The following is a 22,899-nucleotide window of genomic DNA, read 5'->3' as shown; positions in this document are numbered from 1 at the left end:
GTATAATATTTATATATATAATATGATACTTAGAATGAAGGGATTGATAACCATGACAAATAACTTATCGATGCAAGAATTATTAGATCAACAAGAAAAAGAATTTAACAGTGTTAAAATTGGAGAAACTATAACTGGTAAAATAACTAAAATAACTAATGATGAAGTTGCTTTAGAATTAAACTACGGGTTTGACGGAGTTATATCAGTGAAAGAATTAAATCTTCCTAGAGGGAAATATGCTAACGAAGTATATAATGTAGGAGATGAGATAAATGCAGTTATAACAAAGATTTATCATAAAGATGGAGTAATACACTTATCTAAATTACAATTAGATAAAAAATCTGACTTTAAAGATTTAGAAAAGGCTTTCAATGAACATAGAATAATAACTGTTAATGTAGAAAAGAACATAGAAAGAGGAGTATTTGCTACATATAACACACAATCATTATTCATACCAATATCACAATTAGATACTAAGTTTATTAATGACACAACTAGCTACGTAGGTCGTAATTTAGAAGTATATATAAAAGAATTAGATATTAAGAAAAATAGATTAGTAGCTAGTCATAGAGACGTACTACAAGAGCGTTTAGATAAAGAAAGAGAAGAAAGAAGAGCTCGTATACAAGTAGAAAAAGAAGAAGCAAGAGTAAAAGCTAATGCTGAAAGAGAAGCACATAAAGCTCAAGTTAAAGCAGAAAAAGAAAATTTATTTAACTCTTTAGAAGCTGGTCAAAAAAGAGAAGGTAAAGTTACTAAAATAATGCCTTATGGAGCATTTGTTAACATCGGTGGATTAGAAGGTTTAGTTCATTTAACTAACTTATCTTGGGAAAGAGTTGAATCTGTAGAAGCTGTATTAGCTGAAGGTCAAGAAGTAGAAGTTTATGTGTTAGATGTAGATGCTGAGACTAAAAAAATAGCATTAGCACTAAAAGATATAAACAATGATCCATGGGATTTAATAAGAGATGAAATAAAATTAGATGAGATAGTTACTGGTAAAGTAGTAAGAGTTATAGAAAAAGCTGCTTTTGTACAAATAAGAGAAGGTGTTGAAGCATTTTTACCTATTTCTGAATTGAGTGAAGAAAGAGTTATGAAAGTTACTAATGTAGTAAATGTTGGTGATGAAGTTAATGTAATGGTTATAGATTTCAAGCCAAAGAACAAGAGAATGGTAGTATCTATAAAAGAAGCTACAAGAGAACCTGAAGAAGATATAACTGAATTCTTAGAAGTAGAAGATTCTTTAGGAACTTTAGGAGAATTATTTAAAGAAAAATTTAAAAATTTACAAAAATAATAAATATATCTAAGGCCATGTTGGTTAAGTCAATATGGCCTTAACTGTATGAAAATAGTATTAAGGAGGCATTTATGAAAGGATTAATAGATTTACATACACATACTATAGTAAGTGGACATGCCTATAGTACTGTTCAAGAAAATATACAAGTAGCTATAAAACAAGGTTTAAAATATTTAGGGCTATCAGACCATGCTCCAAGTATGCCAGGAGGACCACATCCATATTATTTCTATAGTATATATTGTATTCCAAGAGAAGTAGATGGATTAAAAATACTTAGAGGGATAGAAGCTAATATTATTGATTTTGAAGGAAATACTGATGTTCCTGACGATATGCTTACTCATATAGATTATATGATAGCGAGTTTGCATCCACCATGTATACAATGGGGAAGTGAAGAAGAAAATACAAATGCAATACTTAAAGTTATGGAACATGCAAAAGTAAAGATAATAGGTCATTTAGATGATAGTAGATATAAAGTAGATTATGAGCGTATTATTAAAAAAGCTAAAGAAAAAAATATTTTATTAGAAATAAATAACTCATCATTAAGTCCTACTACTTTTAGAGAGGGAGCATGGGAGAATATAGCTACTATGCTTAATCTTTGTAAAAAATATAATACTAAAGTTATAATGGGAACAGACTCTCATATATCTTATGATATAGGAAAATTCACATATTGTGAGAAAATAATAAACGATAATGATTTTCCAACTGATTTAGTTATAAACTATCATGAAAATCAAATTATAGAGTTTTTTGATATGAGTGATAAAAGATAGATACAATATCATAAGTACTAAATATAAAAAGCCTGCTGTAACTGATATTAAGATTAAAATAGTTGAAAGAACAACTAAGAAAAATAGAAGATTGTTTGAAGGTAGTCCTAATGGACTACCTTTTTTTAATTATTATATAATAAAAAATTATTATATAATAATTAAATTTTAAATTGCGCAATAAAATAAATATTGCTATTATAAGTATTAATATATTCAAAAAACAAAATACAAAGGAGGGGAATTATATGAATAAGAAATTATTTATTCCTGGACCTATCGATGTTAGAGAAGATGTTTTAGAAAAAATGTCTACTCCAATGATAGGTCACAGAGGAAAAGAAGCATCACAACTTCAAAAAAGTATAAGTGAGAAATTGCAAAGATTATTTTACACTGAAAGTGCAATACTTTTATCAACATCGTCAGGATCAGGATTGATGGAAGGTGCTATACGCTCCTGTACATCGAAAAAGGCGGCTGTGTTTTCCTCTGGATCCTTTGGAGATAGATGGTATAAGATGGCGGTAGCAAATAATGTACCTGCAGATTTGTTTAAAGTAGAAATGGGAAAAGGGATAGAGCCAGAAATGGTTGAAAAGGTACTTTCCACGGCAGAATATGATTTAATAACTGTAACTCATAATGAAACATCAACCGGAATAAGAAATCCAATAGAAGAAATTGGAGAGGTTGTAAAAAATCATGATGATATAATCTACTGTGTAGATGCAGTCAGTTCAGCCGGTGGAATAAAAATAGAAGCCGACAAAATAGGAATAGATATATGTATAACATCAGTTCAAAAAGCAATAGCCTTACCACCAGGAATGGCTATATGTACATTATCTCAAAAAGCAATTCATAGGGCTAGAAAAGTACCTTTCAGAGGCGTATATTTTGATTTATTAGAAATGTATGAATATCTTATCAAGAAGAATTACCAATACCCTTCAACTCCATCTCTTTCTCACATGTTTGCACTAGATTATCAGCTAGACGAAATCTTAAAAGAAGGCCTAGACAACAGATTTAAAAGGCATGAAAATATGGCCGAACTAGTTAGAAACTGGGCTAAAAAACACTTCGAAATTTTTACCAATGAAAACTATCTATCAAATACTCTTACCGTTATAGAAAATACAAAGGGAATAAACGTATCAGATTTAAATTCAAAATTACAAGAAAGAGGATGCCAAATTGCTAATGGATATGGTGATCTTAAGGAGAAAACTTTTAGAATTTCTCATATGGGTGACTATACTTTGGATGATATAAAAGAATTATTAAATAATATTGATGATATATTGGGGTTTTAAAATAAATAGAGTTGTATCAAAGGAGGTATTATTAAATTGTATAATATTTTAATTACAGAGGAATTCGATAGAAATGCTATAAATAAATTAAAAGAATTAAATTTTAATGTTATAGAAAAATTTTATAAACAAAATGAATTAGGAAATAAGCTTAGACAATTTGATGCGATAATTATGCGCTCAGTAACTGAGATTACCAAAGAGGTTATAGATAAAGCATGTGAAAATAGTAAACTAAAATTAATAGTAAAGGCTGGTGTTGGAATAGATAATATAGAGGTAGAATATGCAATGGAAAAAGGTATAAAAGTTATAAATACTCCTAATTCAAGTAGTATATCAGTAGCTGAACTTACGATAGGTCATATATTTGCACTATCTAGATTTGTAAATATTTCTAATGTAACTATGAGGCAAGGAAAATGGGAAAAGAAGAAATATGAAGGCACAGAAATCAACGGAAAAACTTTAGGATTAATTGGTTTTGGAAGGATTGGAAAGGAAGTTGCAAAAAGGGCAGAAGCATTAGGTATGAAAGTTATTTATAATGATATATTAGGAAAATTTGAAGGTTACGATAAGTATAAATCTTGCAAGTTAGATGAATTGTTATCAAAATCGGATTTTATATCTTTGCATATTCCTTATGATAAAAATATAGGAACGGTAATAACTAAAAAAGAAATAGCAAAAATGAAAGATGGAGTATATTTAATAAATTGTGCTAGAGGTCGAGTGATTTCTGAAGAAGATTTATTAGATGAATTAAATAATGAAAAAATAAAAGGTGCAGCACTGGATGTATTTGAAGAAGAGCCAACTACAAATATGAAACTTATTAATCATCCGAGAGCTTGTGTAACTCCTCATATAGGAGCATCAACAAAAGAAGCTCAAGAAAGAATAGGAGACGAAGTAGTTAATATACTAAGAGATTATTTTGATATAGATGATTCAGTAGGTGTAGCTTTATAAAGAATGGAGGAATAAGAATGGCTATAATTAAAGCATTTAAGGCCTTAAGACCTAAGGATAAACTTGCACAGAAGGTTTGTGCACTTCCATATGATGTAATGAATAGTGAGGAAGCTAAAATACTAGCAAGATATAATCCATATTCATTTTTGCATATAGACAAGCCAGAAATAGATCTAGATGAAGATGTATATGAATATGACGAAAAAGTATATCTTAAAGCAAAAGAAAATTTAGATGAATTTAGAGAAAATAATATTTTAATAAAAGATGAAAAAGAAAGTATATATATATATAAACAAGTAATGGGTGATAGAGCTCAAGTTGGAATAGTAGCTTGTGTATCAGTAGAGGATAGTTTAAATGGAATAATAAAAAAACATGAGTATACAAAACCAGATAAAGAAAAAGACAGAACAAATCATATAAGATACTGTAATGCAAATACAGGGACAATTCTAATCACATATAAATCGAAGCAAAACATAAATGAATTAATAAATAAGCACATTCAAGAAAATGAATCACTATACAATTTTACAACAGAAGACAATATACAACATACGGTATGGAAAATTGAAGAAAAAAATAGTATTAATAATTTAGTAGATGAATTTGAAAAAGTACCATACTTTTATATTGCTGATGGTCATCATAGAAGTGCATCAGCAGAAAATATAGCTAAAGAAAGAAGAAGAGCAAACCCTAATTATAGTGGAGACGAAGAATTTAATTATTATTTAGCTATGATTGCACCAGATAAAGATTTAATGATACTAGATTATAATCGAGTGGTAAAAGATTTAAATGGTCTAAATGAGAAAGAATTCATAGAAAAAATTAAAGAAGAATTTGAAATAAATGAAGTGAAGACTAAAGATTACAAACCAGATTCAAGAGGAAAAATAGGTATGTATTTAAATAGTAAATGGTATGAAATAAAAATTAATGAATGTAAAAGAGAAAAAAGAGATATAGTAAAATCTTTAGATATATCAATTCTTCAAGATTATATAATATCGCCTATTTTAGGTATACAAAATCCTAAAGAAGATAAAAGAATTGACTTTGTAGGTGGTATAAGAGGGCTTAAAGAATTAGAAAAAAGAGTTCATGAAGATATGGAAATAGCATTCGCGATGTATCCAACTAGTATAGAGGAATTGATAAATGTAGCAGATGATAATGGAATAATGCCTGCTAAATCAACGTGGTTTGAGCCAAAGGTAAGGTGTGGATTGTTCTTACATGAGTTAGAATAAGATAATATTAAAGAGCTAGTGTAGAAGCTAGTTCTTTTTTTGTATTTGAAAACAGTTAATTTAATATATTTTCAAATAATAATTAAAAATAATGCATTTTAGTGATATAATTAGACATTAGATGCAAAAATTAATAAAGTGGTTTCGGTATCGATTAATTAGGACATAATAAATTTAATGATAAATAAGCAGGTGATATTAATGGAAAATAAATTTTTACCAATATGTAAACAAGATATGATAGATAGAGGTTGGGATGAGCTAGATTTTATAATAGTTACAGCAGATGCTTATGTTGACCATCACAGTTTTGGAACGGCGATAATATCAAGAGTATTAGAACATGCAGGATATAAAGTCGGTATAATAGCACAACCAGATTGGAAAAGTACTGATGACTTTATGAAATTAGGAAGACCAAGATTAGGATTCTTAGTTAACGGTGGGAACATGGACTCTATGGTTAATCATTATTCAGTAAGTAAAAAGCATAGAGATAAAGATTTGTACTCTCCAGGTGCAAAAATGGGTCTTAGACCAGATAGATCAACTATAGTTTACTGTAATAAAATAAGAGAAGCTTACAAAAATATACCTATAGTAATAGGAGGTATAGAAGCGAGCTTAAGAAGATTTGCTCACTATGATTACTGGAGTGATAAGGTTAGAAAATCTATGTTAATAGATAGTGGTGCAGATTTATTAGTTTATGGAATGAGTGAAAAGCAAATAGTGGAAGTAGCAAATGCATTAAATGATGGATATGACCCTAAGTATGTTAGACATATAAATGGGACTTGCTATGTATCGGATAGTTTAGAAGAAATATATGATGACTATACATTAATAGCATCATATAAGGAAGTTTGTGATGATAAGGTGAAGTATGCACAAGCTTTCAAAATTCAATATGATGAGCAAGATCCATTTAGAGGAAAAGCAATTGTACAAAAACACGGAGATAAATATGTTGTACAAAATAAACCAGAAACACCTTTAACTAGAGCAGAGTTAGATGCAGTATATGCATTACCATACCAAAAAAATTACCATCCAATATATAAAAAAGATGGTGGAATACCAGCTATAGAGGAAGTTAAATTTAGTATAGTGAGTTCGAGAGGATGCTTTGGAAGTTGTTCTTTCTGTGCGATAACATTCCACCAAGGAAGAGCAGTACAAAGTAGGAGTCAAAACTCTATAGTAGATGAAGCTGTAGGAATAACTAATCTTCCAGATTTCAAAGGATATATACATGATGTAGGTGGTCCTACTGCAAACTTTAGAAAAGCAGCATGTAAAAAACAAGTTACACAAGGTGCTTGTAAAAATAAGCAATGTTTACATCCAGAGCCATGTAAAAACTTAGATGTAGACCATAGTGAATATTTACAATTACTAAGAAAGTTAAGAAAACTTCCTAATATAAAGAAGGTATTTGTACGTTCTGGACTTAGATATGACTATATCATGGCAGATAAGGATAACAAATTCCTTAGAGAATTAATAGAACATCATGTTAGTGGGCAATTAAAGGTTGCTCCTGAGCATATTTCTGAAGAAGTTTTACAACATATGCAAAAGCCAGCAGGGAATACTTATGATAAATTCAGACAAAAGTTCTTTGCTATAAATGAACAATTAGGTAAAAAGCAATACTTAATACCATATTTAATGTCAAGTCATCCAGGATCTACATTAAATAGTGCTATTGAGCTAGCTGAATACTTAAGAGATACAGGATATCAACCAGAGCAAGTGCAAGATTTCTATCCAACACCAGGAACATTATCTACAACAATGTTCTATACAGGATTAGATCCACTTACAATGAACCCTGTATATGTTCCAAAATCAAAAAATGAAAAAGCAATGCAAAGAGCATTACTTCAATATAAAGCTCCGAGAAATTATGATTTAGTTCATGCAGCATTAGTAGAAGCTGGAAGAGAAGATTTAATAGGTCTTGGACAAAGATGCTTAATAAAACCTAAAGATGTAAGACCGTATTCAAATAGAGTATCTTCAGGAAAGAAAAAGAGTAATAATGGACCAAGAGATAACTCGCAAAGAGGTAATTCATCAAGAGGTGACTCAGGAAATGATAGAAATGAAAAGAAAGAAAGAAGTATTAGTAAACCAAGAGCCAATAAAAATGCTAAACCAATAAAAAAGAAAAAAAGATAGATAATTTAAGTAGCAAACAATAGTATATTTATTGTTTGCTATTTTTTATAGCATATAGGAAATTATATTCATTTTAAATCTGTGGATAAATATAATTTTCGTATATGTGCTTCAAAAAAGTCTTCCTTATAAATTTTAAATTAAAGAATTTTTTATATCCCGGTTTATTAAAAATATACATTTAAATGTATAACTGAAAATGAATAATAGAGCAGTGAGTTATACATAAACCAGTAATATTGACGATTTTCGAGTTATAATTTATACATCTAAAAATAGAGAGGTATAAAAATGACGAAAAAGAATATTAAATAAAAAAATTCAATCGAAAAAGAAGGAATATTGAGCAAATTAAGAGAAAATATTAGATTAGAGATTATTTGAGGGGGGAACAAAAATATGAAAAAGTTTAAGTCAATAATATTATTAGTAGTCTTAGGGGCTACATTTTTAGTAGGTTGTAGTCAAACTACAGAAGATAGTTCAGAATCAGAAAAACCAATAGCATCTAAAGAAATAAAAGTATCTACCCCAGATGGATTGCCATCAATAGCAATAGCAAAATTAGCGAAGGAAAATCCACAAATAAAAGAAGGATATAACATTACATATACAATAGAAAAAACGCCAGAGAATCTTTCGACAACAGTCATGAAAGAAGAAGCGGATATAGCAATAGTTCCATCCAATATGGCAGCTATTGCATACAATAAAACTTCTAATTATCAAATAGTAGGAACTGTAGGAAATGGATCATTTTATCTAGTGTCGACTAGAGATATAAATGAATTTAAAGATTTAGAAGAACTAGATGTGTGGAATACAGGAAAAGGTCTAACACCAGATATTACAGTCCAAAGTATATTAAAAAATAAGGGGATAAATACAGAAAGTATAAACTTTAACTATGTAAACTCTACAAGTGAATTAATACCTTTAATGGTTACAGGAAAAGCAGATACAGGATTTGTTCCAGAGCCAGCATTGACAACCTTAATGGCTAAAAATCCAAATATAAAAATAGTAAAAAGTTTAAATGATGCATGGAAAGAAACTAGTGATTCGAAAGAAGGATATCCGCAATCAACAATAATAGTTAAATCTGATTTTGCAAAGGAGAATGAGGAATTTATAAGTGCATTTTTAGGTCAAATATCAAATAGTATAAATTGGGCAAATACAAATGGAAATGAAGCTGGGGAATATGCAAAAAAAATAGGTGTGTCTATAGAACCTTCAGTTGTAGGAAAATCTATAGAAAGAGCAAATTTAAAGTTTACACCAGTAAAAAATATGATAGAAGATTACAATAATTATTATCAAAGTTTATTTGATTTCGATTCAAAGTCAGTAGGAGGAAAACTACCAGATGAAGGAATCTACTTTGTACAAGAATAATTTGAAAGACAATACAAAGTCAGGAAGAAATATTTTGAAAAAAGATAAATTAGAGGTAACACTATCATGTGTTATTCTCTTATTTTTATGGCAAGTTATAGCTTTGTTAATAAAAAATGATATATATTTACCCACCATAGATCAGACACTTAAAAGTCTAACAGAAATTATGTCACAAGAAAGATTTTATTTAGATATACTTTTTTCAATAGGAAGAAGTTTAGTAAGTTTTATAGTAGCGTTACTTTTAGCAATTATAATAGGTGTTTTAGCATATATAAGTACAATGGTAAGAAATTTTTTTAAACCTTTAAATACTTTAGCGCAATCAATACCTATGATGATATTAGTGGTATTAACTTTAATTTGGTTTGATAAAGATAGTGCACCTTTTATTGTAGGATTTATGATAACATTTCCGATTTTATATGAGAGTATTTTAGGAGCTATGATAGATGTAGATAAAGGTTTAATAGAAATGACTAATGTATATAAAATAAATTTAAAAGATAAGATTTTAAAAATTTATTTTCCGTCCATAATTTTTAGATTATCATCTATAATAGCTTCAACAATATCTTTGGCATTGAAAATCGTAATAGCTGGAGAAGTATATGGCCAACCAAATTATGGAATAGGCACAATGATACAAGTTGAAAAAATTAATTTTAATACATCTGGAATATTTGCTTGGTTGGTAATTATAGTCCTAATATCTGTTTTATTAGATATAACGCAAAAGAAAATACTAAGGAGCACTTTTGTATGGAAGAGATAAATCTAAAAGTTAAAAATATAAATAAAATATATGGACATAATATAATATTTAAGGATTTTAATATAGAATTTTATAAGAATAAGGTTAATTGTATACTTGGTAAATCAGGATGCGGAAAAAGTACACTTTTGAATATAATAAGTGGAATAATAAAAAATGATGGCGATGAAATTAACATATCAAAAAATATAGGTATGAGTTATATTTTTCAAGATGATAGACTAATAGAATGGCTTACAGTTGAAGAAAATATAAAATTAGTAATAAAAAAGCATTATAATAAAAATGAATTGGATAAACTATGTGACAAATATTTAGATATGGTTGAAGTTTATAATTATAAAAAATATTATCCTCAAATGCTAAGTGGTGGGCTTAGACAAAGAATAAATATAGCTAGAGCATTTATATATCCATCTCAAATTATAATAATGGATGAACCATTTAAGTCTATAGATATAAAAAATAAGAAAATAATAATGGATAATTTTAAAGAAATATTAGAAAAAGAAAAAAGAACTGTAATATTTGTTACTCACGATATTGAAGAAGCTATGTTTTTAGGAGAAAAAATTTTTATATTAGGAAATTATCCAATAGAAGTTAAAAATATAATAAATAATTCCACTGATTTGAAAAAAGAAGATATAAGTATGTTAATATAAAATAAATAGAAAATAATAAATAATATACATAGTAAAACATTATAAAAAAGGGAGTAAAAACATGATAAAACAAAGAGTAGAAAAATTAAGAAGTATAATGAAAGAAAAAAATATTTATGCTTATATGATACCTTCTTCAGATTATCATCAAAGTGAATATGTAGGAGAGTACTTTAAATCTAGGGAATTTATATCAGGATTTACAGGTTCTGCAGGGTCAGTTATAGTAACTCAAGACGAAGCTGGTCTGTGGACAGATGGAAGATACTTTATACAAGCTGAAAATGAATTGAAAAATAGTGATATAAAACTATTTAAGATGGGTGAAGAGGGTATACCAACGATAGAACAATATTTAGTAGATTCTATACCTAAAGATTCAAGATTAGGATTTGATGGTAAGGTAATATGCGCAAAGGAAGGTCAAAATCTAGCCAGTAAGTTAGAATTTAAAAATATATCTATAGAATATGATTGTGATTTGGTAAATGATGTATGGGAAGGGAGATGTAGTCTACCTAATAAAAAGGCATTTTTATTGGGTATTGAGTATACGGGAGCAAGTTTTTCTGAAAAATTATCTAGAGTAAGAGAAGCTATGAAAGAAAAGAAAGCTACAACTCATATAATTGCATCATTAGATGATATAGCATGGCTATTTAATATAAGAGGTGGAGATATAAAATCTAATCCAGTAGTACTTTCTTATGCCGTTATAGAACTAGAGAATGTTTACTTATTTGTTGATGAAAATAAATTAAATGATGAAATAAAAAGTGAATTCAGTAAAGAAAATGTTCAAATTAAGCCTTATGATTCAGTATATGAATTTGTAAAAAGTATTAATGAAGGTGAAGTGGCTTTACTTGATCCAAATAAAGTTAACTATGCAATATATAATAATATACCTAAAAATATTCAAAAGATAGAAGCTACTAATCCTACTATAATGTTTAAAGCAATAAAAAATAAAGTAGAATTAGAAAATATAAGAAATAGTCATATAAAGGATGGAGTAGCATTTACTAAGTTCATGTATTGGTTAAAAACTAATGTAGGTAAGATGGAAATTACAGAATTAAGTGCAACTCAAAAGCTTGAAGATTTAAGAAGAGAGCAAGATAAGTTTATAGAACCTAGCTTTGGAACGATTGCAGCGTATAAAGAGCATGCCGCTATGATGCATTATAGTGCTACTGAAGAAAGTAATTATAAGCTAGAGGCTAGAGGCTTATTTTTAGTAGATTCAGGCGGGCAATACTATGACGGGACTACTGATATAACAAGAACAATAGCTGTAGGCTGTATATCAGAAGAAGTTCAAAATCACTTTACAAATGTTGTTAGAGGTATGATAAGATTATCTATGGCTAAATTCTTACACGGGTGTAGGGGATATAACTTAGATATACTTGCAAGAGGTCCATTATGGGACTTAGGAATAGATTATAAGTGTGGAACAGGACATGGTATAGGATTTGTATTAAATGTTCATGAAGCTCCAAATGGGTTTAGATGGAGAGTTGTCCCAGATAGAGATGATAGTTGCGTACTTGAAGAAGGTATGGTAACAACTAATGAACCAGGTGTATATGTAGAGGGTTCTCATGGTATAAGAATTGAAAATGAAATAGTAGTAAGAAAAGCAGAAAAAAATGAATATGGTCAATTTATGGATTTTGAAGTAGTTACATTTGCACCAATTGATGTGGATGCTATAGATGGAAGTTTACTACTACAAAATGAAAAAGATTATTTAAATAATTATCACAAAGAGGTCTATAATAAGATATCACCATTCTTAAATGATAATGAAAAAGAATGGTTAAAAGAGTATACGAGGGAAATATAAAGAATGTCAAAATTAAAAACAAATGTAATGAGAATTTTAGACTCTAAGAATATAAAATATAATATGCACTCTTATGAAGTTAAAAAGGGAGAGCATATTGATGGTGTAGAAGTTGCAAAGCAAATAGGAAAAGATGTTAGTCAGGTATATAAAACACTAGTAGTTATGGGAGCTAGTAAAAATATATATGTGTGCGTAATTTCTGTAAATGAACATTTAGATTTAAAAAAAGCTGCTAAAGTAGCTAAAGAAAAAAGCATCGAAATGATTAATATAAATGATATAAACAAGTTTACAGGGTATATAAGAGGTGGATGTTCTCCTATAGGGATGAAAAAGTCTTATAAAACATTTGTAAATGAAAGTGCAGAGAACTTAGAAACTATTATAGTCAGCGCTGGAAAAATAGGATATCAAGTAGAAATTTCACCAATAGACTTACAAAGTATAGTAAATGCTAATTTCGAAGATATTATAAAATAGCACTAAAAAGGAGGATTAATAAAATCCTCCTTTTTGTATATTAAAATTTTTAATTACATCATTTTAATGAAAAATTCTGTTGCTACATATAAAGCAGAAAGTCCAACTAATCCATAAACTATTCTACTTACAGTACTTATATTACCAAATTTTCCACCTCCAGCAAGTAAAGCTGAAACTAAATCAAATTGTATTAAACCTACTAGACCCCAGTTGAGGGCACCTATAAGTATAAGAATAAAAGCTATATTATAAATTAAGTCCATTTTTCTATCCTCCATTAAAATATTCGGTTATACACTATAATTAACATATAAAGTTTTTTTATGCTGAATTTGAATATATTGTAAATTTTAATTACATAATTAAACTATGGTAAATTAGTATTTGTATATTGTAAAAAATAATCTGTATTAGGTAAATCAATCAAACTACAATAAAATAAGTAACTTCAAAAGTCACGATATAGTGAAAGTGTAAAACTTAATTATAATATATATTGTTTAATAAACTATTTAAAATATAAATAAATTATCTGACAAAAATAGTATAAATTGAAAATATAGGTAAAAATATTAAACTCTTGTTAAAAAACAGAAAAAATGATAAAGTTTAAGTATAAAAACGAATATTAATAGAAAAAAGATAGGGGATGTTCGAGTGAGAATAATAAAATCTCATAAAATAACAGAAAAAGTAAAAGAAATATGTATTGAAGCTAATATTTATTTAGGTGAAGATGTAGTAAATACAATAAATAAAAGTCTAGAGATTGAAGAAAGTCCATTAGGTAAGAATATATTAAATATATTATTGGAAAATACAGAGATAGCAAAAGAAAAGAATATACCAATATGTCAAGATACAGGAATGGCTGTATTTTTCGTAAAACTAGGTCAAGATGTGGTTGTAGAAGGTGATACAATAGAAGATGCTATAAATGAAGGTGTTAGACAAGGATATGAAGAAGGATATTTAAGAAAATCTGTTGTAGATCCAATAACTAGATTAAATACAAAAGATAACACTCCTGCAATTATTCACTATGAAATAGTAAAGGGCGATGAAATTGTTATTGAGTTTGCACCAAAGGGATTTGGTAGTGAGAATATGAGTAAATTAAAAATGCTTAAACCATCAGATGGGATAGATGGAATAAAGAAATTTATAATAGATACAGTGTCAGAGGCTGGGCCGAATCCGTGTCCTCCAATAGTAGTTGGAGTTGGTATAGGAGGTACGGTTGATAAATGTGCACAGATAGCCAAGAAAGCATTGTTTAGAGATTTAGGTAATTATAATGAGGACACAAATATAGAAAACTTGGAAAAAGAATTATTAATTGAGATAAATAAATTGGGTATAGGACCTCAAGGTTTAGGGGGGAACACGACTGCTCTTTCCGTACATATAGAAACTTTTCCTACACATATAGCAGGTTTACCAGTTGTGGTTAATATAAATTGCCACGCATCAAGACACAAAAAAGCAGTAATATAGGGAGGGAATGGATATGATAAATATACAGATGCCACTTAGCGAAGATAAAGCAAGAGAATTAGTATATGGAGATGTAATTACCTTGAGTGGAATAATTTATACAGCTAGAGATGCTGCTCATAAAAAGTTAATAGAATGTATAAACAATAATGAAGAACTTCCATTTGATGTAGATAATCAAGCTATATATTATGTAGGTCCAACACCTAGCAAGCCAGGCGAAATCATAGGATCAGCAGGACCTACTACAAGTTATAGGATGGATGATTTAACAATTCCTTTGTTAGAGAGAGGTCTTAGAATTATGATAGGCAAAGGAAAAAGAGATGAAAAAGTAATACAGGCAATGAAAAAATATGGAGTAGTATATCTTGCAGCTATTGGTGGTGCAGGAGCATACATATCAAACTCTATAAAATCATGTGAGATTATTGCATATGAAGATTTAGGAGCAGAAGCGATAAGGAAGTTAGAAGTAAAGGACTTACAGTTAATTGTAGCTATAGATAGCTATGGAAATAATATATATGAAAAAGGGAGAGAAGCTTATGCAAAGTAAAAACTATTCACAACTAGCGCTTCAAATGCATGAAGAGAACAAAGGAAAGATAAGTGTAGAAAGTAGAGTTAAAGTAGAAAATAGAGATGATTTATCAATAGCCTATACACCGGGAGTGGCTGAGCCGTGCAGAGAAATACATAAGAATAAAGAAAATGCATATAAATATACATCTAAAGGTAATATGGTTGCAGTAGTTAGTGATGGTAGTGCTGTACTTGGACTAGGTGATATAGGAGCAGATGCATCTATACCGGTTATGGAAGGTAAAGCGATATTATTTAAACAGTTTTCAGGTGTAGATGCATTTCCGATATGCTTAAAAACTAATGATGTAGATGAAATAGTTAATACTGTTAAATTAATGGAACCTGTATTTGGAGGAATAAACTTAGAAGATATAAGCTCTCCAAGATGTTTTGAAATAGAAGATAGATTAAAGAAAGAATTAGATATACCAGTATTTCACGATGATCAACATGGTACAGCTATAGTTGTAGCGTCATCTATAATTAACTATTTAAAGTTATCAGGCAAAAATATAGAAGATTTAGAAGTGGTAATAAATGGTCCAGGTGCTGCAGGTATGGCAATAGGGAAAATACTTTTAAGTATGAAAGTTAAAAATGTAATATTCTGCAACAAGCAAGGTGCTTTATCTGAAGATATGGAAGATTTAAACTGGGCACAAAAAGAAATGCTAGAAATAACTAATATAAGAAATGAAAAAGGTTCTTTAAAAGATGTTTTAATAGGAAAAGACGTATTTATAGGAGTATCGGGTCCAAATATGTTAACTAAAGAAATGGTTGAAACGATGGGTGAAAAATCTATGGTACTAGCAATGGCTAATCCAACGCCAGAAATAATGCCAGATGAAGCTAAAGCTGGGGGAGCACTTGTAGTTGGAACAGGACGTTCAGATTTTCCTAATCAAGTAAATAATGTTTTAGCATTTCCAGGAATATTTAGAGGAGCACTAGACGTTAGGGCTAAAGAAATAAATGAAGAAATGAAGATAGCTGCAGCATATGCAATAGCTAATACTATAAAAGATGAAGAAATTTCTCCAAACTATATAATACCAGATGCATTTAATAAAGATGTAGTAGAAAATGTAGCTAAAGCTGTAAAAGAAGCTGCAATAAAGACTAAAGTAAATAGAATATAATGGAATAATAAAGGCTAGTAAAGGATTTAACCCTTACTAGCCTTTATTATTTGTTGACTACTTTAAAGAAGTTCCATTTTCATCTTGAGTAATCAATCCTTTTTTCATTAATACCCCAAGTGCACGCTTGAAGTTCTTTTTACTAGTATTAAATACAGTAGATATTTCTTCTGGACTAGTTTTATCGTTAAATCTCATATTTCCGTCAGCACCTTCAAGGTAACTCATAATACTACTCTCGATAGAATCTAGTTCTTCTTTTCTACCTTGTCTAGGAGAAAGACCTAGTTTACCATCTTCATATATTTTTATAACATTAAGATTTAGTTCATCACCTATTTTTAATTCTGTAAAGTATTCGTTGTGAAGGATAACCCCTGCATATTTATTATCAATGCATATCATTACCGAATTGTTAGTTTGGAATCCATAAACTATACCTGTAACATTATCACCTATATTGTAGCTATGGTCAGTAGTAAGATGCGAATCTATGTCAGTTGTAGCAGCAAGTCTTCCTGTTTTATCTAAGTATATATAGAATAAGTATCTACATCCCTTTTCTAATTCATAAGTTTTAGCTTTGAAAGGAACTAAGATGTCCTTTTGAAGACCTATATCTATGAAGCTACCTATTTGAGTGTGAGCAACAACCTTTAAGTAAGCCACTTCCTCAATTTTAGCTTTTGGAGCTACTAAAGTTGCAGAAGGTCTACCTTCAGAATCTTTATATATGAAAGCATCTACTGTATCTCCAACTTCAATTTTATTTTTATCAAGTAGTCTGTTGTGAAGTAATACATCGTCTTTTGTATTTCCTGTTTGTGCATCTAAGAAGTATCCGAAATCAGTTTTTCTTTTTACTTCCAGTTTATTAAAATCGCCTATTTTTATCAAATTGTACATCTCCTTAATTCTAATTCTTGTTAATAGTCATAATTCTATATAATACCATATATATCAGATATATAATATACAAATATTTTATGCAAAATCATAGGAAACTATTGAAAATAAGTATAAAAATAGAACATAACTAGAATATACCAAAAAGTACCAATTGCAAGGATTTATAAAAAATGAAATCTCATAATTAAATTATATAAATTAGGTATACTAAACTTTATAAATATTAATATAAACATATTTAATTGAATGATTCAGATAAACTGTTTAAAATGCTATATTCTTCAGATTAAATAAAAAATAAAAAAAAGGTTAAAAACTATTGAATTATAACATGAACTTTTATATAATAAGTTTTGTTGTTTAGATATTTTAAACATCGTGTTTAGATATAATAACAAATACTTAGGAGGTGGAACTGTGGATATTGGTGAGAAAATAAAGCGAATGAGAATAGAAAAACAGCTAACTCAAGAAGAATTAGCAAATAGATGTGAGTTGTCAAAAGGATTCATATCTCAACTAGAAAATAATCTAACATCACCATCCATTGCTACCCTTATAGATATACTTGAAATACTAGGTACAAATTTAAGGGAGTTTTTTAACGAAATAGATGATGAAAGAATTTCTTTCACAAGAGATGACATGTTTGAAACTGAGGATGAAGAGTTAAAATACACATTTAAATGGTTGATACCAAACTCTCAAAAAAATGAAATGGAGCCTGTAATAATAACGCTACAACCAGGTGGCCAATATAAAGAAGAAAAGCCTCACGAAGGTGAAGAGTTCGGCTATGTACTTTCAGGAGTAGTATATGTTCATATAGGTGAGAAAAAGAGCAAGGTAAGAAAAGGTGAAAGTTTTTACTTTAAACCAAGGGCAAATCATTATATATCAAATCCAGGAAAAACGACTGCAAAAGTTATCTGGGTGAGTACTCCGCCGTCATTCTAGAAAAGAGGTGCTAATAATTGATAGAAAATATAATAACATTAAAAAACTTGTCTAAGACATACGATGATTTAACAGTTTTAGATAATTTATCTTTAGATATAAAGAAAAATGAATTTTTAACTCTGCTAGGACCTAGTGGATGTGGAAAAACTACAATACTAAAAATAATAGCAGGATTTGAATATGCAGATGGAGGAAAAGTTTTATTTGAAGAAAAAGAAATGAATAATCTTCCTCCATATCAAAGACCAGTAAATACGGTATTTCAAAAATATGCTTTATTCCCACATCTGAATGTGTACGAGAATATAGCGTTTGGGTTGAAAATTAAGAAGTTGCCTAAAAATGAAATAGATAAAAAAGTAAAAGAGATGTTAAAGCTAGTTTCCCTAGAAGGTAAAGAAAATAGAACAGTAGACTCTTTAAGTGGAGGTCAGCAACAGAGAATAGCAATAGCAAGAGCGTTAGTAAATGAGCCTAAAGTTCTTTTATTAGATGAACCTCTAGGAGCGCTAGATTTAAAGTTGAGACAAGAAATGCAAATGGAGTTAAAGAAAATGCAACAAAAACTTGGAATAACATTCATATTTGTAACTCATGATCAAGAAGAAGCGCTTAGCATGTCTGATACTATAATAGTAATAAATAAAGGTAAGATACAACAAATGGGTACTCCAGAAGATATATATAATGAGCCTAAAAATTCATTTGTTGCTAGATTTATAGGAGAAAGTAATATATTTGAGGGCACAATGCTTGATGATTTTAAAGTTGAATTTTGTAATGTTAAATTTGACTGTGTAGATAAAGGATTCAATAAAAATGAAAATATAGAGGTTGTAATAAGACCTGAAGATATAAAAATGGTTGATACTAAAGAGGGTATGTTAAAGGGAAAAGTTACATCGATAGTATTTAAAGGTGTTCACTATGAAATAGAAGTAAAAGAAAATAATAGAAAATGGATACTTCACAATACTAAAGCTGCTGAAATTGGATCAGAATTAGGAATGGATATATATCCAGAAGACATCCATATAATGCGAAAAGAGAAAAACTAAGATGAAGAAAAAATCTATCTTAGCATACCCATACATTATATGGAGTTCAATATTTATAGTAATCCCTTTAATACTAGTAGTAATTTTAAGTTTTACAGTAGAAGTAGATAGAAGACACATATTTTCTCTATCAAACTACAAAGAGTTAATGGATCCTATATATTTTAAAGTGTTTTTTAGATCTATTACATTAGCGGGACTATCTACTTTAATATGTCTTATAGTCGGATATCCAGTAGCTTATATAGTTTCAAAAGCTCATATAAATAAAAGAGGAACGTTGATATTATTATTCATCCTACCTATGTGGATGAATTTCCTTTTAAGAACATATGCGTGGGTTGCTATACTTGGAAAAAATGGATTATTAAATTCTTTTCTAGGTATATTTGGAGTAGAGCCTATAGGAATTTTATATACTAATTTTGCCATATTACTTGGTATGGTTTATAATTTTTTACCGTTCATGGTTCTTCCTATATATACATCATTATTAAAAATGGATAATGATTTAATTAATGCAGCACGTGATTTAGGTGCTAATAGTTTCCAAGTATTCATAAAAGTTATATTCCCTCTTAGTTTATCGGGTGTTGTATCTGGAATAACAATGGTGTTTATGCCAGCTGTAACTACATTTGCAATATCAAGATTATTAGGTGGTGGTAAATTTATGTTAATTGGAGATTTAATAGAGCAACAATTCACAGTAGTAGGGGATTGGAACTTTGGGTCTGCAGTATCTATATTTATGATGATAGTTATACTAATATCTATGGCTGTTATGGCTAAATTTGATAATGAATCTGATAAGGAAGGCGGTGGGTTATTATTTTAAGATTAAAGAAAGTAGTTTCTAATATATACTTATTTGTAGTATTTCTATTCTTATATGCACCAATATTTGCACTAGTTGTATTTTCTTTCAATGATTCTAAATCAATGGCTCACTGGGGCGGGTTTACATTCAAATGGTATGAAAGGTTAATTCATAATGAGAGTATTATGAGTGCGCTATATTATACCCTTATAGTAGCTATACTTTCATCAGTAATAGCTACAGTTGTTGGAACGATAAGTGCTATTGGTATACATAAGATGAAATCTAAATCTAGAAAGTTAGTTTTAAATATTAACTATCTTCCAGTATTAAATCCAGACATAGTTACAGCAGTAGCTCTTATGAGTTTATTTGCATTTGTGAGTATGGAATTTGGATTTACTACAATGCTTTTAGCACATATAATGTTCAATATACCATATGTTATACTATCTGTGTTACCTAAAATAAAGCAGATGCCTCAAAATATAGAGGAAGCGGCAATGGATTTAGGAGCAACACCGATATATGCTCTTAGAAAAGTAATATTACCTCAAATTAAGCCAGGAATAGTATCGGGATTTCTGATTGCATTTACTATGTCTATAGATGATTTTATAATAAGTTTTTTTAATACTGGAAACGGAGTAAGTAACCTTTCTATAGAAATATATGGAATGGCCAGAAGAGGTATAAAACCTGAAATAAATGCATTGTCTACGATAATGTTTGCTGTAGTTTTAGGATTACTTTTACTATCGAATAAAAAACAATCTTTAGTAAGAGGTGATGAATAATGGCTATATCAAAAAAAATAATATCTATTTTAACTATGGGTGTATTAAGTGTAAGTTTCATGACAGGATGTAATAGCTCAACAGACTCAACGAAAGTTCTTAATGTATACAATGTCGGAGATTATATAGACGAAGAACTTATAATTAAGTTTGAAGAAGAAACAGGTATAGATGTCCTTTATGAAACTTATGATACAAATGAAATGATGTACCAAAAAGTTAGAAGCGGAAGCACAAACTATGATTTAGTTTTTCCGTCAGATTATATGGTAGCAAAAATGAAAAATGAAGACCTTCTTCAAAAGATAGATTTTAAAAACATACCGAATTTTAGATATATAGAAAAAGGATTCACAAATCCTGTATATGATGAAAATAATGAATACAGTGTACCGTATATGTGGGGAACATTTGGAATCCTATATAATACAAAAATGGTAGAAGAACCTGTAGATAGCTGGGATATATTATGGAACCCAAAATATAAGGGGAATATAATGATGTTTGACTCAGTTAGAGATACTATGGGAATAGCTTTAAAAAAGTTAGGATATAGTCTTAACAGCACGAATCCAAAAGAAGTTAATGAAGCTAAAGAGCTTCTTATGGAACAAAAGGATTTAGTTATGGCTTATGTAAATGATGAAGGAAAGGATAGACTTTTAGGAGAAGAAGTTGCTATGGGTATAATTTACTCTGGAGATGCAGTTACTTTAATGGAAGAAAATCAAAATCTAAGATATGCTATACCTAAAGAAGGAACTAATAAATGGGTGGATGCTATGTGTATACCAACCACAGCTCAAAATAAAAAGGAATCAGAAATGTTTATAAACTTTTTATTAGAACCTGAAAATGCAAAGATAAATGCAGAATACATAGGTTATTCTATACCCAATACTGATGCATTAAAGTTATTAGATGAAGAAATAACTAATAACCCAGTAGCATATCCTTCAAAAAAAATATTAGATAAGAGTGAAACATTTATAGATATAGGGAAAGATATAAAAATATATGATAGAGCATGGATTGAATTAAAATCCAAATAAAAAGAGTAGAAAAATTTTTCTCCTCTTTTTATTTTTTTAGGAATATAATTATATTATCAAAAATATAGGGGGATACAATGGGTAGGAAGAAACTTAAACATTTAGGTAAATACAGAAAGATAAAAAAGAATATTAAGATGTACATAGGAAAAATTGGAATTACAATATGTATAATAGTAAGTATAGGCGCGCTCTTTAATATTACAAGTTACATAGAAGATATAAATGAAGCTAAAGATATACAACTAGAAGAAAGTAAGAAGGATTTTATAATTGAGATTGAGAAAGGTGCAAAAAAGAGTTACAGAAAGTATGGCATATTTCCATCGATAACAATATCACAAGCTATACTAGAATCAGGATGGGGTGAATCTGAATTAACAAAGGACAGTAATAATTTATTTGGAATAAAGGCAGATAAGAGCTGGGATGGAGAAACTATAGAAGTTATAACATCAGAAAATTATAATGACAAAGTAAAAGCTAAATTTCGTAAATATAAAGATATGAATGAATCAATAGAAGATCATGCTAAATTTTTAGTGGAAAATAAAAGATATGAAGAATATGGAGTATTTAATGCTAAAAATTATAAACAGCAAGCAATAGCATTACAAGATGCGGGATATGCTACTAAAAAAAATCAAAAAGGGGAAGCTATATATGCACAAATGCTTATAAATATAATAGAAAATTATAATTTACAACTACTAGATAGTAAACTATAGTTAAGTAATTATTAGAGTATTATAATAAAGTAAATGAGTAATAAAGACTGATTTATGCCCAAGAATATGGGGATAGAGATAAATAGTTTTTATATATAATATAAAAATATATAAAAAGTTTAAAAAAATGTTGACTTATTATTTTATAGATGATAATATTAATAATGTACTCAGGACGAGCACATAAGAACTTTGAAAATTAAACAGTAGGTTAATTTATAGAATTTGAAACAACCAAACATAAAGCCAGATATATAACAGTATCTGAGCCCTAGATAAACTTTTATTTGAGAGTTTGATCCTGGCTCAGG

General features: G+C 28.9%; 22 protein-coding genes. 20 read left to right on the top strand and 2 right to left on the bottom strand.

Annotated features, from left to right (window positions below):
* Window positions 1–52: 52 nt before the first annotated feature.
* The 11 genes from AC11VW_RS10560 to ybaK all read left to right on the top strand — a co-directional run bounded on the left by AC11VW_RS10560 (window position 53) and on the right by ybaK (window position 13,034).
* Window positions 53–1,318: a 30S ribosomal protein S1 gene (locus AC11VW_RS10560; RefSeq protein WP_484301378.1), complete on the top strand. Its 1,266-nt coding sequence runs from the start codon at window positions 53–55 to the stop codon at window positions 1,316–1,318.
* A gap of 74 nt (window positions 1,319–1,392) precedes the next feature.
* Entirely contained in the window at window positions 1,393–2,115 is a 723-nt protein-coding gene (locus tag AC11VW_RS10555) for a phosphatase (protein ID WP_484301377.1), read from the top strand.
* A gap of 248 nt (window positions 2,116–2,363) precedes the next feature.
* Complete coding sequence (locus AC11VW_RS10550) at window positions 2,364–3,434, top strand: pyridoxal-phosphate-dependent aminotransferase family protein (protein ID WP_484301376.1); 1,071 nt, start codon at window positions 2,364–2,366, stop codon at window positions 3,432–3,434.
* Window positions 3,435–3,470: 36 nt separating this feature from the next.
* Window positions 3,471–4,409, top strand: a complete 939-nt coding sequence (locus AC11VW_RS10545; protein ID WP_484301375.1) for a D-2-hydroxyacid dehydrogenase — start codon at window positions 3,471–3,473, stop codon at window positions 4,407–4,409.
* A gap of 17 nt (window positions 4,410–4,426) precedes the next feature.
* Complete coding sequence (locus AC11VW_RS10540; protein WP_484301374.1) at window positions 4,427–5,671, top strand: DUF1015 domain-containing protein; 1,245 nt, start codon at window positions 4,427–4,429, stop codon at window positions 5,669–5,671.
* Between the two features lie 201 nt (window positions 5,672–5,872).
* Window positions 5,873–7,858, top strand: a complete 1,986-nt coding sequence (locus AC11VW_RS10535) for a YgiQ family radical SAM protein (RefSeq protein ID WP_484301373.1) — start codon at window positions 5,873–5,875, stop codon at window positions 7,856–7,858.
* Between the two features lie 399 nt (window positions 7,859–8,257).
* Window positions 8,258–9,256 (top strand): ABC transporter substrate-binding protein, encoded by a 999-nt coding sequence (locus tag AC11VW_RS10530; RefSeq protein WP_484301372.1) that lies wholly within the window; start codon window positions 8,258–8,260, stop codon window positions 9,254–9,256.
* Complete coding sequence (locus AC11VW_RS10525; RefSeq protein WP_484301371.1) at window positions 9,228–10,034, top strand: ABC transporter permease; 807 nt, start codon at window positions 9,228–9,230, stop codon at window positions 10,032–10,034. Before AC11VW_RS10530 ends, AC11VW_RS10525 begins: the two co-directional genes overlap by 29 nt.
* Window positions 10,022–10,699 carry an ABC transporter ATP-binding protein gene (locus AC11VW_RS10520; protein WP_484301370.1) on the top strand — a complete coding sequence of 226 codons (678 nt, stop codon included), beginning with the start codon at window positions 10,022–10,024 and terminating at the stop codon, window positions 10,697–10,699. Before AC11VW_RS10525 ends, AC11VW_RS10520 begins: the two co-directional genes overlap by 13 nt.
* 61 nt (window positions 10,700–10,760) lie before the next feature.
* Entirely contained in the window at window positions 10,761–12,551 is a 1,791-nt protein-coding gene (locus tag AC11VW_RS10515; RefSeq protein WP_484301369.1) for an aminopeptidase P family protein, read from the top strand.
* A 3-nt stretch (window positions 12,552–12,554) separates the two neighbouring features.
* A complete protein-coding gene (ybaK, locus tag AC11VW_RS10510) occupies window positions 12,555–13,034 on the top strand; it encodes a Cys-tRNA(Pro) deacylase (protein ID WP_484301368.1) in 480 nt (159 codons plus the stop codon).
* A 53-nt stretch (window positions 13,035–13,087) separates the two neighbouring features.
* Here the strand turns inward: ybaK and AC11VW_RS10505 are convergent, their stop codons facing one another.
* The gene (locus tag AC11VW_RS10505; RefSeq protein WP_484301367.1) at window positions 13,088–13,300 is read right to left on the bottom strand and encodes a DUF378 domain-containing protein; all 213 of its coding nucleotides are present in this window, start codon (window positions 13,298–13,300) and stop codon (window positions 13,088–13,090) included.
* Window positions 13,301–13,694: 394 nt separating this feature from the next.
* Here AC11VW_RS10505 and AC11VW_RS10500 point away from each other — a divergent pair, with 394 nt between their 5' ends.
* From AC11VW_RS10500 to AC11VW_RS10490, 3 genes are read left to right on the top strand one after another with little or no spacing between them, the layout of a single operon-like run.
* Window positions 13,695–14,534, top strand: coding sequence for a fumarate hydratase (locus AC11VW_RS10500; protein ID WP_484301366.1), 840 nt, complete (start codon window positions 13,695–13,697; stop codon window positions 14,532–14,534).
* A 13-nt stretch (window positions 14,535–14,547) separates the two neighbouring features.
* Window positions 14,548–15,093 (top strand): Fe-S-containing hydro-lyase, encoded by a 546-nt coding sequence (locus AC11VW_RS10495; protein WP_484301365.1) that lies wholly within the window; start codon window positions 14,548–14,550, stop codon window positions 15,091–15,093.
* A complete protein-coding gene (locus AC11VW_RS10490; RefSeq protein ID WP_484301364.1) occupies window positions 15,083–16,264 on the top strand; it encodes an NAD(P)-dependent malic enzyme in 1,182 nt (393 codons plus the stop codon). Before AC11VW_RS10495 ends, AC11VW_RS10490 begins: the two co-directional genes overlap by 11 nt.
* Before the next feature lie 57 nt (window positions 16,265–16,321).
* Here AC11VW_RS10490 and AC11VW_RS10485 read toward each other — a convergent pair whose 3' ends face one another.
* On the bottom strand, window positions 16,322–17,161 hold the full coding sequence (locus AC11VW_RS10485) for a CvfB family protein (RefSeq protein ID WP_484301363.1): 840 nt from the start codon (window positions 17,159–17,161) through the stop codon (window positions 16,322–16,324).
* Window positions 17,162–17,590: 429 nt separating this feature from the next.
* Between AC11VW_RS10485 and AC11VW_RS10480 the strand changes: the two genes are divergently transcribed.
* The 6 genes from AC11VW_RS10480 (at window position 17,591) to AC11VW_RS10455 (ending at window position 22,588) form a co-directional block, all read left to right on the top strand.
* Window positions 17,591–18,130: a helix-turn-helix domain-containing protein gene (locus AC11VW_RS10480; protein WP_484301362.1), complete on the top strand. Its 540-nt coding sequence runs from the start codon at window positions 17,591–17,593 to the stop codon at window positions 18,128–18,130.
* Between the two features lie 17 nt (window positions 18,131–18,147).
* On the top strand, window positions 18,148–19,191 hold the full coding sequence (gene potA, locus AC11VW_RS10475; protein WP_484301361.1) for a spermidine/putrescine ABC transporter ATP-binding protein: 1,044 nt from the start codon (window positions 18,148–18,150) through the stop codon (window positions 19,189–19,191).
* A gap of 1 nt (window position 19,192) precedes the next feature.
* The gene (locus AC11VW_RS10470) at window positions 19,193–20,029 is read left to right on the top strand and encodes an ABC transporter permease (protein WP_484301360.1); all 837 of its coding nucleotides are present in this window, start codon (window positions 19,193–19,195) and stop codon (window positions 20,027–20,029) included.
* 104 nt (window positions 20,030–20,133) lie between these two features.
* Window positions 20,134–20,808, top strand: coding sequence for an ABC transporter permease (locus AC11VW_RS10465; RefSeq protein WP_484301359.1), 675 nt, complete (start codon window positions 20,134–20,136; stop codon window positions 20,806–20,808).
* Window positions 20,808–21,860, top strand: a complete 1,053-nt coding sequence (locus AC11VW_RS10460; RefSeq protein ID WP_484301358.1) for an ABC transporter substrate-binding protein — start codon at window positions 20,808–20,810, stop codon at window positions 21,858–21,860. The genes AC11VW_RS10465 and AC11VW_RS10460 overlap by 1 nt, the downstream gene beginning before the upstream one ends.
* 77 nt (window positions 21,861–21,937) lie before the next feature.
* Window positions 21,938–22,588, top strand: a complete 651-nt coding sequence (locus AC11VW_RS10455) for a glycoside hydrolase family 73 protein (RefSeq protein WP_484301357.1) — start codon at window positions 21,938–21,940, stop codon at window positions 22,586–22,588.
* Window positions 22,589–22,899 lie beyond the last annotated feature (311 nt).

This window comes from Romboutsia sp. (assembly GCF_056995035.1).
The sequence above is the reverse complement of the archived record's forward strand: the minus strand, read 5'-3'. Positions and strand labels throughout refer to the sequence as shown.

Bases quoted from the DNA above. Each gene is read 5' to 3' on its own strand.
- AC11VW_RS10555 (WP_484301377.1), top strand. From the start codon at position 1,393: ATGAAAGGATTAATAGATTTACATACACATACTATAGTAAGTGGACAT.
- AC11VW_RS10515 (WP_484301369.1), top strand. From the start codon at position 10,761: ATGATAAAACAAAGAGTAGAAAAATTAAGAAGTATAATGAAAGAAAAA.
- AC11VW_RS10540 (WP_484301374.1), top strand. From the start codon at position 4,427: ATGGCTATAATTAAAGCATTTAAGGCCTTAAGACCTAAGGATAAACTT.
- AC11VW_RS10535 (WP_484301373.1), top strand. From the start codon at position 5,873: ATGGAAAATAAATTTTTACCAATATGTAAACAAGATATGATAGATAGA.
- AC11VW_RS10550 (WP_484301376.1), top strand. From the start codon at position 2,364: ATGAATAAGAAATTATTTATTCCTGGACCTATCGATGTTAGAGAAGAT.
- ybaK (WP_484301368.1), top strand. From the start codon at position 12,555: ATGTCAAAATTAAAAACAAATGTAATGAGAATTTTAGACTCTAAGAAT.
- AC11VW_RS10525 (WP_484301371.1), top strand. From the start codon at position 9,228: ATGAAGGAATCTACTTTGTACAAGAATAATTTGAAAGACAATACAAAG.
- AC11VW_RS10490 (WP_484301364.1), top strand. From the start codon at position 15,083: ATGCAAAGTAAAAACTATTCACAACTAGCGCTTCAAATGCATGAAGAG.
- AC11VW_RS10460 (WP_484301358.1), top strand. From the start codon at position 20,808: ATGGCTATATCAAAAAAAATAATATCTATTTTAACTATGGGTGTATTA.
- AC11VW_RS10505 (WP_484301367.1), bottom strand. From the start codon at position 13,300: ATGGACTTAATTTATAATATAGCTTTTATTCTTATACTTATAGGTGCC.
- AC11VW_RS10470 (WP_484301360.1), top strand. From the start codon at position 19,193: ATGAAGAAAAAATCTATCTTAGCATACCCATACATTATATGGAGTTCA.
- AC11VW_RS10455 (WP_484301357.1), top strand. From the start codon at position 21,938: ATGGGTAGGAAGAAACTTAAACATTTAGGTAAATACAGAAAGATAAAA.
- AC11VW_RS10530 (WP_484301372.1), top strand. From the start codon at position 8,258: ATGAAAAAGTTTAAGTCAATAATATTATTAGTAGTCTTAGGGGCTACA.
- AC11VW_RS10560 (WP_484301378.1), top strand. From the start codon at position 53: ATGACAAATAACTTATCGATGCAAGAATTATTAGATCAACAAGAAAAA.
- AC11VW_RS10520 (WP_484301370.1), top strand. From the start codon at position 10,022: ATGGAAGAGATAAATCTAAAAGTTAAAAATATAAATAAAATATATGGA.
- AC11VW_RS10495 (WP_484301365.1), top strand. From the start codon at position 14,548: ATGATAAATATACAGATGCCACTTAGCGAAGATAAAGCAAGAGAATTA.
- AC11VW_RS10465 (WP_484301359.1), top strand. From the start codon at position 20,134: ATGGCTCACTGGGGCGGGTTTACATTCAAATGGTATGAAAGGTTAATT.